The following is a 13,143-nucleotide window of genomic DNA, read 5'->3' as shown; positions in this document are numbered from 1 at the left end:
GGCGAGCACGGCTCCGTTCTCGGCACATGATGTCCGAGAAGACCATCGACGGCCCGTTCATCGCCCCCGTACTTCCCGAGCGACGAACCGTGTACGGTGCTGCGCCAGCGGCTCGGCGCGCTCAAGACGACGGCCGAAGCAGCCCACACGGAGGCCGCCCGGTGAACTCCACGCTGGCACTCGCCCACCACGACGCCCTGCTCACCGTCCGCTTCCTCCTGGAACTGACCTCTCTGGCCTGCGCCGGGATCTGGGCATGGCGCCGGACCCCGGCCCCCTGGCGCTGGCCGCTCGTCGTCGCGCTACCGGTCGCCGTGGGCTGGGCCTGGGGCACCTTCACCGTGCCGGATGACCCGTCCCGCGGCGATACCGGCTCCGTCGACACAGCAGGGCCGGTTCGCCTGCTGCTCGAACTCACCGTGTTCCTCGGCGCGGTGGCCGCGCTGCACTACGCGGACCTGCGCCGTGCCGCCCGCTGGCTCCTGGTGGTGATGGTCGTCTACCAGATACTCGCCTACGACCGGATCACCTGGCTCCTCAGCCACTGACCCCAGCACGCCCCCGCGGGCGAGCGTCCCTTTCCTCGAGCCGCTCGCCCTCGCCCCCGCCCGACGACGGCGTGCCCCGCAGGCGCCTCGTCCGGCCAGGCGACGGGCGCCCAGGAGCGGCATCGGCTTGGACGCGGTGTGCGGCACACACACCGGGGCGGCAAGCGAGGGGCCTGCCCCGGTGCGGTCGCGCCAGGGCCCTATCGCCGCAGCAGGAACACGTCCCACGCCTCGTTCGTATCGCCCGGCACCAGATCGCTCCTGGAGGAGGTGAACGAGATGCGGCGGGCGTCCGCGTCGGGACTGAAACTCCTGGCCTCCGTCAGCACCGTGCGCACCTCTCCCGTGCGCACATCGCGCACGCTGACGTCCAAGCCGTCGTAGAAGAGCAGGTGCTGGCCATCAGCGCTGAACCTGCCGCCGGTCGCCGTCTGCCCGGCGGCCGTCGCCACCTGCCGCCAGGTCCGCTGCTCACGCCACTCACGCACGAACACATCCGCCTTGCGGTTCGTGTCGTCAGGGACGACGTTGTCCGCCGAGGTGTGGAAGACGACGCTGTCACCGTCGGGGCTGATGTCGGTGAGATAGGAAACGCTCACCGGAAGCCCGTGATGCGGGACGTTGACCTTCTCGGTCCGCCCGGTCGTACGGTCGATGACGTACAGGTCGCGGTACGGCGGCCCGCTGTGGCCTCCGACGTGCATCTCATAGGCCACCACGCCGCCGTCCGCGCTGATGATGGGCGACTTGGCCTGCCGGTAGTCCGGCGGGGCAATACTCACCCGTTGTGTGACCCCCTCCTTCTCGCCGACCTCCCTCTTGACGCCGTGCCCCCCGTCGACCTCACTGACGGCGGCGAAGGCCAGCCGGGTGCCGTCCGCGCTGAGTGACGACTCTCCCGTCCACGAGTCCTTCGGCGCGCCCGCCCCTCGGGCGTGCACTTGGACCAGCTTTCCGTTCCCCACGTCCTTGACGTACAGCTCGTACTTGTCCTTACGCGCGAGAGGGCCGAAGTTCTCCGCCTTGGAGTAGAAGCTGACCACGCTGCCATCGGCGCTGAGGTCACCGCCGGTGGAAGCGCCCTGCCCCTGCTGGCCATCGGCTGTGACGCTCACCCGCTCGATCCGCGACTTGGGGCCGGGCTCGGCCGCCACCGCGAGGGGCGCACCGACCAGCGTCGCCGCCGCCGTTACCGCCACCGCGGCCACTGCTGTGCCCCGGACTCCCCTGCGTCTGCGTACGTGCATGTTCCCCCCCAGACAACACCTGCCCCGGCCCTGTGCCGGGGCCTCGCCCGGAGACAACAGCACGAGCCAGGCCGGGGCAATCAGACGTTCGCCGTACGCCGAATCGCCCGTACGACGCGCCCGTCGACGGGGCCGGACATCTCCGGATGGCGGGGCGTCGGCGGAGACACCTTCAGGGAGGGGGCCGACGCGTCATCCATATGGGCGCTGATGAGTCTGGCCATAGCCGCCAGCGGCCTGGTGAAGAGCCTTCCGGGAACCCTCTGTCACCCAGCCCTAGCCGAGGCGGCCGATCTCTGGGTGCCAACGGGAGCCCGCATGGCGACGCAAAGCCTCAGTGAGGTGTCGTTTCTGAGGGGTGGTCAGCGGGCCGACAACGCATACGGGGATGCTGCCGTCCATGCGCAGCGGCAGGGCCGTGGAGTGCGCCCAGCCCGCGGGGTGATCGACGTGCCGGACGTCACTGGCGAAGCGGACGTGCAGTGCGCTGTGTTGGCAGCCACGAGTGTGCCGCACGTTCTCCAACGTCACCATGCGGAGGTGCTTCCAGGCGAGTGTGCGGCTCCCGCTGGATGCCGTCCTGGTGTCGGTGGCGGTGATGCCGTCCTGGTCGATGCGCAGAGTCCAGCCAGCGCGTGAGACCTCTTGGCGTTCGGCAGAGAGGCGACGGTGGCGAGCCGTGGAGCGCCCTGCGACCACAACGCCGATGCCTGCGCTGACGATGACGATGGCTTCTCCGCCTCCGCCGATTCCGGGCTGGCTGCCGTCTGCACTCACGCGCGGCAGCACGACGATCACCACCAGGACGAATAGGAGGACAGCGGCCACTGTCCATGCGCGGACTGGGCCCCTGGTCGGGCAGTCGGCAATCCGGTTCTCGCCGGACCAGGCCTGTTCGAAGGCATCGGCCCGCTGGTCGGGGGCACGCTCCGGACTCGGAGGAGGCTCCGGAGCGCGGGCCCGCTCCGGGCGAGGGGGCCTGACCAGTGGTGCGACTTCAGCGGGACCGCCCTCCCGCCAGCGGTTACGAGTCAGGGCGATGACGTGGCCGGCGTTATGGGCCTGCTGCTGGGGTTCGGGGTGCCCCTTGGCGAGGAGTCGCCGACGCACGTGGCGGTAGAGGTCGCCCATCTCCAGCGGGTCGGCGGCGTCGGGGATACCCTCGGCGAGCGCTTTCAGCAACTCACCCGAGAATGAGGTGAATTCCTCGCCCTCTGGGGCTAGGGCCAGCTGGGTCTTCGATGTCGCGGTCATCACATACGTGCCGTCGACCGCGGCCAGTTCCGCCAGCTCGGACGAGCTCATGTATCCCAGTGGCATACCGCTGTAGCAGCAGTCCAGGAGGGCCACCCTGGCAGGCGCCGTGCATGTGTCGATCAGTTCATGTCGGAGTGCGTCATAGGGGATGGCTCGGTAGTGCCGCATGCGATCCGAGTCGGGCAGGGCTAGGAGTAAGTCGGCCTTCGCGGTCGGCGACAGCAGGCCGTGGCCTGCGAAGTACAGCACGAAAGCGCCTGTCGCGGCGCTCGCCGCCTCGTGGACGGCATCCAATACCGCTTCGGCGGACGAGGGGTTGTGCAGCACCACACAGTTCTCCTGGGGCAGGCCCCACAGGTCGCGATCCGTCAGCAGCTCGGCGAGACGGCGCACGTTATTGCGTACCGCGGGCAGGTCTGCCAGGTGGCGGTAGCGGTCTACTCCTATGAGGACCGCACGGGATCTCGCGGGATCGGGCAGCTCCATCAACTGCTCCCGGGACCGCTCGCGCCGTCCCCCGCGTCACCGGCTCCAGAATCGGGGCCGGACCTCAGCAGCTCGATGATCCGCCGCACCGATTCCTCCGAGCCGTCCTGAACCGTGACGGACATGCCGCCGACCGTGATCGTCACCGGAGCCCGAGACGCGCGGGCCTGGCGCCACGTGGCGTACGCGACGGCCAGGTTGGCCACCGCGATGCCCTGGCCGACGACCAGTTCGACCACCTCGGCGGCTCCCATGAAACCGCCGACGTGCCGCACTGGTCGCAGGTGGACCTGAGCATGGCGTCGCAGCACGTCGTCCTGCCGAAACCAGCGGTACAGATCGGTCAGCGCCGTAGCACCGTCATCCGCGTCGATACTGACCTGAACCCGCATGACACCCCCGAAGCATCTCTCGTGACCCGTCCACGATAGAGAACGCGATCAATCCCAGGTAGGCAACGGCTACTTCAGCATGAGAGCTCGCACAGACATACCTCGCATGCCCCGATGGCAGCTTGCTGCGGACTCGGACGCTGACGGCCCGACGGCCCGACGGCCCGACGGCCCCCGGTAATGGTGAGCCGCCGCGGCCAGCTTGGACGGAGGGGCGAAGGGCACGGTCCGGACGTGCCGATGGTGGCGCGCACCAGGGCGAGGGTGTCCGGGTCGCCGAGGTCCTTGGCGAGGTCGCAGGCGTAGCGTTCCAGGTCGCCGCGGAGGCTTCCGGTGTCCGGCACCACGAAGTCGCCGGAGAAGCGGCTCGAGGCGACGTCGGCGAGCAGGTCCGCGACGGAACCCCACCGGCGGTAGACCGTGGTGGCGTGCACCCCGGCACGGGCGGCGATCACGGGGAGCGTCAGCTGGTCGCCGCCCTCGTCGGCCCAGCCGCGTGTGGATGTCCCCGATGGCCCAGTACGCCGCGGGAGCGGACGGAAAGCCGACTGACTGACACCTGGTGCGCTACGGATCCCGGGCCGTCGGCGGGGTAGGGATGATCATGGTCGAGGCCACCGCCGTGGGACCGTCGCACCGCACCACATCGGCGGACCTCAGGCCGTGGAACGAGGAACAGGCCGCCGCGCACCGGCGTTTGACCTCCTTCCTCGCCGCGCACGGCACCGACCCCGCCGTCGAGATCCAAGGCGCGCACGGCTATCTGGTCCACGAGTTCCTCTCCCCACTGGCCAACCAGCGGACGGACCAGTACGGCGGGAGCCCGGGCAACCGCATGCGCATGCCCCTGCGGGTGGCCCGGGCCGTCAGGGAGGCGCTCCCCGCGGACAAGCCCTTCTTCTTCCGCATCACCGCCACGGACTGGATCGACGGCGGCCTCACCCTCGACGAGTCCGCGGCGGTTGTGGCGGTCGTCGATCCGCCCAGGCCACGTTCGCCAAGGAACTGGCGGCCGTGGGCATCGACCTCCTCGACGTCTCCGCCGGTCTCGTGGTGCGCGACACCAGGGCCCGCACGCCGGTACGGGAAGCGGTCCACGTCGAGTTCGCACACGCCCTCATGACGACTTCAGGGCTCGCGGTAGCCCCCGTCGGACAGATCGGGGCCTGTCACTGGCCGGTGACCTCGTGGCGAGCGTCCGGGCCGACGCGGTAATGATCGGGCGCGCGCTGTGACTCCGCAGCCGCCGCCCGCAGAGTTGACGATGACAGTGACACGAGCGAAAGGACGTTCCGAGATGACGGCTGTGTCCAGGGCCACCGCGCACCGCGAGGTGCAGCGTGGGGGCGACACGACGATCCGGTACACGGCCAGCGGCCCGGCCCACGGGCCGGCCCTGGTCCTCATCCACGGCTGGGCCTGCGACCGCGGCGACTTCGACGCCGTGACCCGCCATCTGCCCCAGGACTACCGGGTCCTGGCGGTGGACCTGGCCGAGCACGGCGAGTCGCGGTCCACGCGGGCGGTGTGGACCATGGAGGAGTTCGCCCGCGACGTGGTGGCGGTGCTGGAGGCCGAGTCGGTCGGCTCGGCCGTGGTGGCCGGGCACTCGATGGGCGCGGCGGTCGCCGTCGAGGTCGGGCGCATCCTGCCGGAGCGGGTCTCGCGTGTGGTCGCGCTCGAAGCGCTGCACTATCTCGCGCTGTTCCCCGCCCAGGAAGAGGCCCGGGCGCAGCGGGTGCTGCGGGCGTTCCGTGAGGACTTCCCCCGGGCGGTACGGAGCCTGGTCGAGGGCGGGACACCGCAGGGCACCGACCCGGCGCTGACCGAGCGCTACACGGCGAAGATGTCGAGTGTGCGCCAGCCAGCGGGGCTGCGTTCCATGGAGGGCCTGGTCCGCTGGGACATGGATGCGGCACTGCGCGAGACCAGGCAGCCGATCACCGTGTTCGCCGTTCGCGACCTCACCAGCCAGCAGGCCATCGACCGCTACCGAGGCCGTCTCGACATCGTCCTCGTCGACCTCGGAACCCATCACTTCCCCGTCGAGTCGCCCGAAGCCACCGCCCAGCTCCTCGCCTCCGTCAGCGCCGGGTAGCAGGCGCCCCGCGATGCCGCCCTCCTCGCTGGTGGCGGTGGCAGCAGGAGGGCGGCCGCGCTGCCGCCCGGTGTGAGGAACCCGCGCGCCCGGGCTCAGGCGGTGCAGTGCTTCTGCGCGTCGACACGTACCTTCCGGCCGGTGAACTCCTCCAGGACGGCGATGTTCTCCGGGGCGTAGTTCGTCGCGGTGATCTTGTCGGCGTCGCGGCTGCCGAGCTTGCCGGTGTACGGCGCGGACTTCTCCAGCCAGTACGCCGTGCGCAGGAACTGCGTCAGGACCAGGTCGCGCAGCTTCGGCTCAGCCTTGATCTTGGCCCAGTAGTCGGGGTGCTTGTCCTTGGCGACGCGCAGATAGAGCAGCAGGTAGCGCAGGTTGGTGGCGGCGATGTCCCGGGCGTTGCTGGCGCCGACGCCCTTGATGTACTCCTGGACGACCGTCACCGCGGGCAGTCCGGTGAGACCGGCGTTCTGCTCCGCGAGCACGCCCTGGAGGCGGTACTCGCCCTGGGTCCTGTCCCGCAGGTAGATGTTGTCCATGGAGGAGCTGAGGCTGTCCTTGATCAGGGGCAGGATCTCCTTGCGGGGGAAGCCGCCGTGCACGGGTACGGTCAGAGCCTGCTGACCGGCGTTGATCCAGGCCGCGATGTGGACGTCCCACCTGGTCCGGGACGGGTCGAGGTCCCACATGTGGGTCTCCTCGTGGATCGCCACCATCATCGACTCGGTGAATCCCTCGAAGCTCTGCTTGTTCACGAACTGGTCCCAGTACTTGTCTTTGGCCTGGGCGATCGCCAGCGCCTCACCGCTGGGCCAGCGCCGCTTGTACATGGCCTGGAGGGTGCGCATCCAGTTCGAGGAGTTGAAGGACGCCTTGAGATCGCTCACGTCGGCGTTCGGCTGCGACGGTTCGTCATAGCAGTACGGTTCGGCGGCGCGACCGTGTGCGGTGCCGTTGGCGGAGGGGTCGGCGGCCGCGGCGGGGCCGGAAGTGGCCAAGGCCCCGGCGCCGAGGGCCAGGACGACGGATGCGGTCAGCAGACGGGGGAATGGGCTACGGCTCACGAGGACCTCGTCTCGAAGCGGTTGTGGGGGGATCGCGCGGACGGGCGCCCGCACCGCCCGTCACTCATCGAAGCTACTGACCCGGACACCCCGTGCCTACTAACACCTCGTCATAACATTCGGGCACTGCCCCCCGCCCGGTCGGCCACCAGCGCGGATGGACCATGAAATCCACCAGGACATAAGCCAGTTGGGCCGCCCGCCACACCGACCGCGAGGGGCCGCTGCGCGGGGCCGCCTTGGCAGGCCCGATGAGAGATCGGCGGTCAGCTTCTCGTGTCCGGTGGCGTGATGCCTCGGGTTCGTGCCTCGGCGTCCACAGCCCGCAGGCCGCGGTGGTGGGTGAGGCGATGCCCCGCCCAGGCCGCCAGTAGGGGAACGAACCCGTATGCCTGGAACACCAGCGGCACGTCATCGCCGATCGTGAGAAAGGCATCGGCGAAGGTGATCGCTCCCATGAAAAGCAGGAGTGACAGACCGCACCCGCCGATGGCCGCGACCGTCGCGTTCGTACGGACCTGGTGCCGCCTGGCCGCGAGCCACATCAGCTCGTCGGCGGGCGGCATCCAGCCGTCACCGCGGTTCCGCTCCCAGACTCTGGTCAGCAGCCGCGACACGGCTGGCTCGACGCCCGCGTACGGCAGCGGGAGCATCTGGGCGTCCCGGGTCAGGGCTGCCATGCGGGAGGGCGAGGGTGTGGGCTCGGGGCCGATGGCCGCCACATCCGGCCACCGTACTCGCGCCGTACGCAACATTCCTCGTACCACCAGCCGGTCCTCGTACACCACCGTCCCGATACGGCTTACCCAGGCAAGGAGGAGGAAGAGCGGGAGCAGCAGGGCCGTCAAGCTGAGGTAGGCCAGCGTCGGAATGCCGTCAATCGAGTAGATGCCGATCAGGAGCTGTACCCCGCCCAGGGCGAAGAGCAGCAGCATCGCCCGCAGCAGGCCGGGAGCGCGGTACGTGGCGACCCGAGCGGTCGCAGCCGTGTCCGTCATGGGGCCATGCCACCACCATGCCGTACGGCCCTAGCGGCGGACGGTGGGAGCTTCACAACTCCTCCCCGCGCGGTTCCGCGGCGGCAGCGGGTCGCCGTGTTCAGAGCGTGGGGCGCTGGTACCAGCTCGGTGTCGCTGGGTTGGGATATCCGAAGAGTGAGGCGATCAGCTCGCCGGCCTGGCAGCCGAGGATGCGCAGGTTGACGAGGCCGATCCCCGCGAGGATGCGAACCCAGGGCTGTATACGTCGCGGGAGTTGGTCGCTACCGCGGAGGATTCGCTCCGCGAACGCACCGTCCAGGGCGCCCACGAGGGCCTGCCCGCCGAGGCCCGTCCGACGTAACCAGTAACCACACACCAACCCCCACTGCCGCCCGGTGTGAAGACCCACCGGCGATCAGAAGCGCTCCTGCCTCACAAGATCTTCCACGGTGCAGTCCTGGCCTTCGCGCGCGAGTATCTTGGCCAGGATCCCCGCCGCTGCGTGGCGGAGCCGACCCCAATAGAGGGCACGGACGTTGGTCACCTCTGTCGAGATGAGCCAGAGCTCCTGAGCATCAGCGAGATCATCAAAAGCCGGGCTACCGCGCAGCGCCGCGAAGATTTCGGCCGATGAGCTGTCGCACAAGACGTCCTTCAAGGCACCCCCGCACCCCCGCTCACCCGCTCACCCGCTCACCCGCTCACCCGCTCAGCGCAGAGCCCTCCCAGCACCACACCAACACCCCCCGAAGAAGCCATAAGCCCGATGCGCGCCCCGCGAGTGAGTATTCCGCTACGGCGACATTGCAGTCTTTGCGGCAACATTGCGGCCTCATGGCGCAATCAGCCAAAACCTGGCGCGGCCACCTGACGCGGACCAAGCTGATCTTCGCCCCTTCGTGGCACCGTCACCTGTACGCCCGTGAGAAAGCTCCACCGCACATGTACTCGTTCTGTCTGTCAGGCGCCGTCCCGGCGCGCCCCACGCGGGTGGGGAGGGGGCGGTCCACACCATGCGCTATGTGACGCGCAAGGCGGGCGGATGGCTCCTGATGATCGTGGTCGCGACCAACGCCACGTATTTCCTGGCCAGTTGGTTCATGGACCCGCGGTCGAACTTCAGGGAGCTGCGGCCCGCGCCCAGCGAGGGACAGATGGCCCGGGCCCTCGCCCCGTACAACCTCGACCCCGGAACGCCGCTGGTACAGCGGTGGTGGAACTGGCTCACCTCGGTGGCCCTCGACTTCGACTGGGGCAAGTCCCCCACCGGTGTCTCCGTCAACGGCGAGGTGGGCTACCGCGCCCTCGTCAGCGCCGAGCTGGTCGTCACCGCCACCATCCTGTCCGTCGTGATCGGCGTCGCGCTCGCCGTCTACACCGCTTCACGCCAGTACGGCGTGGCCGACCGGGTCTCGCAGGCCATATCCATCGCCGTCCTCAACGTCCCGGCGTCCGTGGCCGCGCTCGCCGTGGTCTTCGTGGCCATCTGGCTCAACCAGCACGCCGGGCTCGGCTTCCTCTACGTCGCAGGGGAGAGCTCCCCCAACGTCGAGGGGCTGCTCCCGACGATCGGCGACCGCCTCCTCCATCTGATCCTGCCGACGCTCACCCTGACGCTGATGGGCTACGTGGGCTACCACCTCACGCAGCGTTCGCTGCTGCTCGACACGATCCACGCCGACTACGTGCGCACGGCCCAGGCCACCGGCCTCACCCGCGCCCAGGCCGTCCGCAGGCACGCCCTGCGCACGGCCCTGATCCCGACGGCGACCTCCGTGGCGTTCAGCGTGCCCGCCATCTTCACCGGAGCCATCATCACCGAGACGATCTTCGGCTGGAACGGCATGGGCCGCTACTTCATCCAGACCATCAGCAAGAACGACGTACACGGCACGGTCGCGATAGCCGCGTTCGCCGCGGTGCTCACCGCGATCGGCGCGATCCTCGCCGACATCGCCACGGTCTTCCTCGACCCGAGAGTGCGGGTCAACTGACATGGCGATAGCAATCGACGACGTCAAGTCGCCCACAGGCCTCGGACTCGGCCGCGGCCGTCTCTACCTGCGCCGCTTCCTGCGCAACCGCCTCGCCGTGGCCGGAGTCGTGATCTTCGCGCTGCTCGTGCTGTTCAGCGCCTTCGGCGGCCTGTTCACGTCCTACACGCACACCGACGCCGACTTCACCGCCCTCACCCAGCCACCGAGCGACGCGCACTGGTTCGGCACCAACCAGGGCGGCAACGACATCTACGCCAGTACGGTGCACGGGCTGCGGCGCTCACTGGTGATCGCCGTGAGCGTGTCCGTCCTGACGATCGTGGTCGCCGCGGTCATCGGATCGAGCGCCGCGTACTTCGGCGGCCGGCTGGAAAGGCTGACGCTCGCCGCCATCCACTTCCTGCTGATCGTCCCCTCGTTCCTCATCCTCGCCCTGGTCTCCAACCGCCTGGCCGGTGACTGGCGCGTCCTCGTCGTCGTGCTCACCGTGTTCGGCTGGATGTCCACCGCCCGGGTCGTCTGGTCCGTCTCCACCTCGCTGCGCGAACGGGACTACGTGACGGCGGCAGAGTTCATGGGCGTCCGCCCGCTGCGCATCATCCTGCGCCACATCATCCCCAACCTCGGCTCCCTGCTCATCGTCAACCTGACGCTCGGCGTCGTGACGACCGTACTCAGCGAGACCGCCCTTTCGTTCCTCGGCTTCGGCGTCCAGACCCCGGACGTCTCCCTCGGCACGATGCTCGCCGACGGGGCGGCGACCGTCACCAGCGCCCCGTGGCTCTTCGCCTACCCCGCGGGCCTCGTCGTCCTGCTGACCGTGTCGATGACCTTCATCGGCGACGGGCTGCGCGACGCCCTCGACCCCACCTCTGTGACCGGCGCGGCGGGAGGCCGACGATGACACTCACCACCCCCCTGCGCGACGGGCTCTCCCCCACCGGCACCACCCCCGCGCTCTCCGTACGGGACCTGCGGATCTCCTTCCCCTCCGAGGCCGGTCCCGTCGAAGCGGTGCGCGGCGTCAGCTTCGACTTGCTGCCGGGCAGGACCCTCGCCATCGTCGGCGAGTCCGGCTCGGGCAAGTCGGCCACCGCGATGGGTGTCATGGGCCTGCTGCCGCCCACCGCCACCCTGCACGGGCAGGTCCTGCTCGGCGGTCAGGACCTGGTCGGCCTGGACGACCGTGCGCTGTCCCGGGTACGGGGCGACACCATCGGCATGGTCTTCCAGGACCCCCTCTCCGCCCTCACCCCCATCTTCTCCGTGGGCCGCCTGCTCTCCGACGCGCTGCGCGTCCACCAGGACCTGTCCAAGAAGGCGGCGTGGGAGCAGGCCGTCGCCCTGCTCGACCTCGTCGGCATCCCCGACCCCCGCAACCGGGCCTCGGCCTTCCCCTATGAGTTCTCCGGCGGCATGCGCCAGCGCGTGGTCATCGCCCTGGCGATCGCCAACCGGCCGAGCGTCCTCGTGGCAGACGAACCCACCACCGCGCTCGACGTCACCGTGCAGGCCCAGATCCTCGACGTCCTGCGCCTCGCGCAGCGGGAGACCGGCGCCGGGCTCGTCCTGATCACCCATGACCTCGGCGTCGTGGCCGGGCACGCGGACGACGTAGCGGTCATGTACGCGGGCCGCTTCGTGGAGAAGACGGACGTGCACGCGCTGTTCCGACGGCCGACCATGCCCTACACCGCGCGGCTCCTGGCCGCCGTACCGACCCTGGACAGCGGGGTACGCCGCCCTCTCGTCCCGATCGACGGAGAGCCGCCCGCCCTGTCGGCCCTGCCGGACGGCTGCCCCTTCGCGAGCCGGTGCGCCGTCGCGCTCGACGCGTGCCGCGCCGAGGAACCGGAACTGCGCCACGTCACGGGGCACGGGGACGTGGCCTGCCTGCGCGCGGCCGAGATAGCCGCGGGGACGCTGAACCCCGCGGCAGGGTCGGCGGGCATCGCGCCCGTCGACCGGAAGGCGGACACGCCTCGCGCCGAGAACGGCGATGTGGTGCTGCGCGTCGAGGACCTCGTCAAGACCTTCCCCGTCACCAAGGGCTCGTTCATCAAACGCCGGGTCGGCACCCTGCACGCGGTCAACCAGGTCAGCTTCGAGCTGCGGTCCGGAGAGACACTTGGCCTGGTCGGCGAGTCGGGCAGCGGCAAGACGACGACGCTGATGGAGATCCTGCGGCTCAGACGACCGGAGGGCGGCCGCATCGAGATCGCGGGCAGGCCGGTCGGGGCGACGGCGAGCACCCGCCCCACCACCGCCCACGACACGCCCTCCGGTACTGGCGGGCGCGGACGCACCCTCCGGCACGACGTGCAGATCGTCATGCAGGACCCGATGGGCGCCCTGGACCCGCGCCTGCCCGTCCACCAACTGCTCGCCGAACCCCTGCGGGCCGTCGGCCGCGACCGCGACGCGATCCGCTCGCGCGTCCTGGAACTCCTCACGCTCGTCGGCCTCGACGCCTCGGTGAGCGACCGTTTCCCGGCCGCGCTCTCGGGAGGCCAGCGCCAACGCGTCGGCATCGCCCGCGCCCTGGCCACGGACCCGAAACTGCTCGCCCTTGACGAGCCGCTCTCCGCCCTGGACGTATCGGTACAGGCCGGTGTCATCAACCTGCTCGCCCGGCTCAAGCGCGAGCTGGGACTCGCCTACCTCATGGTCGCCCACGACCTCGCCGTGGTCCGCTACGTCTGCGACCGCGTCGCCGTCATGTACCTGGGCCACATCGTCGAGACCGGCGATACGGAGACGCTCTTCTCCCACCCGAAGCACCCCTACACCCAGGCGCTCCTCTCGGCGATCCCCATCCCCGACCCCGAGCGCGAACGCTCCCGCGAACGGATCGTCCTCAAGGGCGAGCAGCCGGCCGCCACGGACCTGCCGCGCGGCTGCGTGTTCATCGACCGCTGCCCGCTGTACCGCCTGGCCGAGGACAGCATCCGGGAGCGCTGCCGCACGGAGCGCCCCGCGCCCAGGCCGGTGCCGGGGCAGTCAGGCCACACGTACGCCTGCCACGCCGCGTAAGGCGCCCACGGTCCGGTCCCCCTGCCGCCCGACCACCCCCT

General features: G+C 70.0%; 13 protein-coding genes. 6 read left to right on the top strand and 7 right to left on the bottom strand.

Annotated features, from left to right (window positions below):
- Positions 1 to 161 precede the first annotated feature (161 nt).
- Positions 162 to 548, top strand: coding sequence for a YrdB family protein (locus AC07A4_RS18200; RefSeq protein ID WP_478599456.1), 387 nt, complete (start codon positions 162 to 164; stop codon positions 546 to 548).
- Between the two features lie 200 nt (positions 549 to 748).
- Here AC07A4_RS18200 and AC07A4_RS18195 read toward each other — a convergent pair whose 3' ends face one another.
- The 4 genes from AC07A4_RS18195 to AC07A4_RS18180 form a co-directional block, all read right to left on the bottom strand.
- A complete protein-coding gene (locus AC07A4_RS18195) occupies positions 749 to 1,795 on the bottom strand; it encodes a TolB family protein (protein ID WP_478599453.1) in 1,047 nt (348 codons plus the stop codon).
- Between the two features lie 276 nt (positions 1,796 to 2,071).
- Positions 2,072 to 3,538 (bottom strand): caspase family protein, encoded by a 1,467-nt coding sequence (locus AC07A4_RS18190; RefSeq protein WP_478599450.1) that lies wholly within the window; start codon positions 3,536 to 3,538, stop codon positions 2,072 to 2,074.
- Positions 3,538 to 3,930: an effector-associated constant component EACC1 gene (locus AC07A4_RS18185; RefSeq protein WP_478599447.1), complete on the bottom strand. Its 393-nt coding sequence runs from the start codon at positions 3,928 to 3,930 to the stop codon at positions 3,538 to 3,540. Before AC07A4_RS18185 ends, AC07A4_RS18190 begins: the two co-directional genes overlap by 1 nt.
- A gap of 74 nt (positions 3,931 to 4,004) precedes the next feature.
- Entirely contained in the window at positions 4,005 to 4,505 is a 501-nt protein-coding gene (locus AC07A4_RS18180) for a TetR/AcrR family transcriptional regulator (protein ID WP_478599932.1), read from the bottom strand.
- A gap of 29 nt (positions 4,506 to 4,534) precedes the next feature.
- On the opposite strand from AC07A4_RS18180, the gene AC07A4_RS18175 reads away from it, so the two are divergent.
- Entirely contained in the window at positions 4,535 to 5,053 is a 519-nt protein-coding gene (locus AC07A4_RS18175) for an oxidoreductase (RefSeq protein WP_478599444.1), read from the top strand.
- A 174-nt stretch (positions 5,054 to 5,227) separates the two neighbouring features.
- The gene (locus tag AC07A4_RS18170; RefSeq protein ID WP_478599441.1) at positions 5,228 to 6,028 is read left to right on the top strand and encodes an alpha/beta fold hydrolase; all 801 of its coding nucleotides are present in this window, start codon (positions 5,228 to 5,230) and stop codon (positions 6,026 to 6,028) included.
- 95 nt (positions 6,029 to 6,123) lie between these two features.
- On the opposite strand, the gene AC07A4_RS18165 is transcribed toward AC07A4_RS18170, so the two are convergent.
- The 3 genes from AC07A4_RS18165 to AC07A4_RS18155 form a co-directional block, all read right to left on the bottom strand.
- Complete coding sequence (locus AC07A4_RS18165) at positions 6,124 to 7,092, bottom strand: hypothetical protein (RefSeq protein ID WP_478599438.1); 969 nt, start codon at positions 7,090 to 7,092, stop codon at positions 6,124 to 6,126.
- Between the two features lie 266 nt (positions 7,093 to 7,358).
- Entirely contained in the window at positions 7,359 to 8,090 is a 732-nt protein-coding gene (locus AC07A4_RS18160; RefSeq protein ID WP_478599435.1) for a hypothetical protein, read from the bottom strand.
- Positions 8,091 to 8,487: 397 nt separating this feature from the next.
- On the bottom strand, positions 8,488 to 8,730 hold the full coding sequence (locus AC07A4_RS18155) for a hypothetical protein (RefSeq protein ID WP_478599432.1): 243 nt from the start codon (positions 8,728 to 8,730) through the stop codon (positions 8,488 to 8,490).
- Positions 8,731 to 9,085: 355 nt separating this feature from the next.
- Here AC07A4_RS18155 and AC07A4_RS18150 point away from each other — a divergent pair, with 355 nt between their 5' ends.
- Genes AC07A4_RS18150 through AC07A4_RS18140 form a run of 3 tightly spaced genes read left to right on the top strand, consistent with a single transcriptional unit; the run spans position 9,086 to position 13,102 of the window.
- A complete protein-coding gene (locus tag AC07A4_RS18150) occupies positions 9,086 to 10,066 on the top strand; it encodes an ABC transporter permease (protein ID WP_478599429.1) in 981 nt (326 codons plus the stop codon).
- Position 10,067: 1 nt separating this feature from the next.
- The gene (locus AC07A4_RS18145) at positions 10,068 to 10,973 is read left to right on the top strand and encodes an ABC transporter permease (protein ID WP_478599426.1); all 906 of its coding nucleotides are present in this window, start codon (positions 10,068 to 10,070) and stop codon (positions 10,971 to 10,973) included.
- Positions 10,970 to 13,102: a dipeptide ABC transporter ATP-binding protein gene (locus AC07A4_RS18140; RefSeq protein ID WP_478599423.1), complete on the top strand. Its 2,133-nt coding sequence runs from the start codon at positions 10,970 to 10,972 to the stop codon at positions 13,100 to 13,102. Before AC07A4_RS18145 ends, AC07A4_RS18140 begins: the two co-directional genes overlap by 4 nt.
- The last annotated feature ends 41 nt before the right edge of the window (positions 13,103 to 13,143 follow it).

The organism is Streptomyces sp. NPDC043996 (genome assembly GCF_056435225.1).
The sequence above is the reverse complement of the archived record's forward strand: the minus strand, read 5'-3'. Positions and strand labels throughout refer to the sequence as shown.

Coding starts and splice junctions, on each gene's coding strand:
- AC07A4_RS18140 (WP_478599423.1), top strand. CDS start 10,970: ATGACACTCACCACCCCCCTGCGCGACGGGCTCTCCCCCACCGGCACC.
- AC07A4_RS18170 (WP_478599441.1), top strand. CDS start 5,228: ATGACGGCTGTGTCCAGGGCCACCGCGCACCGCGAGGTGCAGCGTGGG.
- AC07A4_RS18150 (WP_478599429.1), top strand. CDS start 9,086: ATGCGCTATGTGACGCGCAAGGCGGGCGGATGGCTCCTGATGATCGTG.
- AC07A4_RS18190 (WP_478599450.1), bottom strand. CDS start 3,538: ATGGAGCTGCCCGATCCCGCGAGATCCCGTGCGGTCCTCATAGGAGTA.
- AC07A4_RS18185 (WP_478599447.1), bottom strand. CDS start 3,930: ATGCGGGTTCAGGTCAGTATCGACGCGGATGACGGTGCTACGGCGCTG.
- AC07A4_RS18145 (WP_478599426.1), top strand. CDS start 10,068: ATGGCGATAGCAATCGACGACGTCAAGTCGCCCACAGGCCTCGGACTC.
- AC07A4_RS18175 (WP_478599444.1), top strand. CDS start 4,535: ATGGTCGAGGCCACCGCCGTGGGACCGTCGCACCGCACCACATCGGCG.
- AC07A4_RS18195 (WP_478599453.1), bottom strand. CDS start 1,795: ATGCACGTACGCAGACGCAGGGGAGTCCGGGGCACAGCAGTGGCCGCG.
- AC07A4_RS18160 (WP_478599435.1), bottom strand. CDS start 8,090: ATGACGGACACGGCTGCGACCGCTCGGGTCGCCACGTACCGCGCTCCC.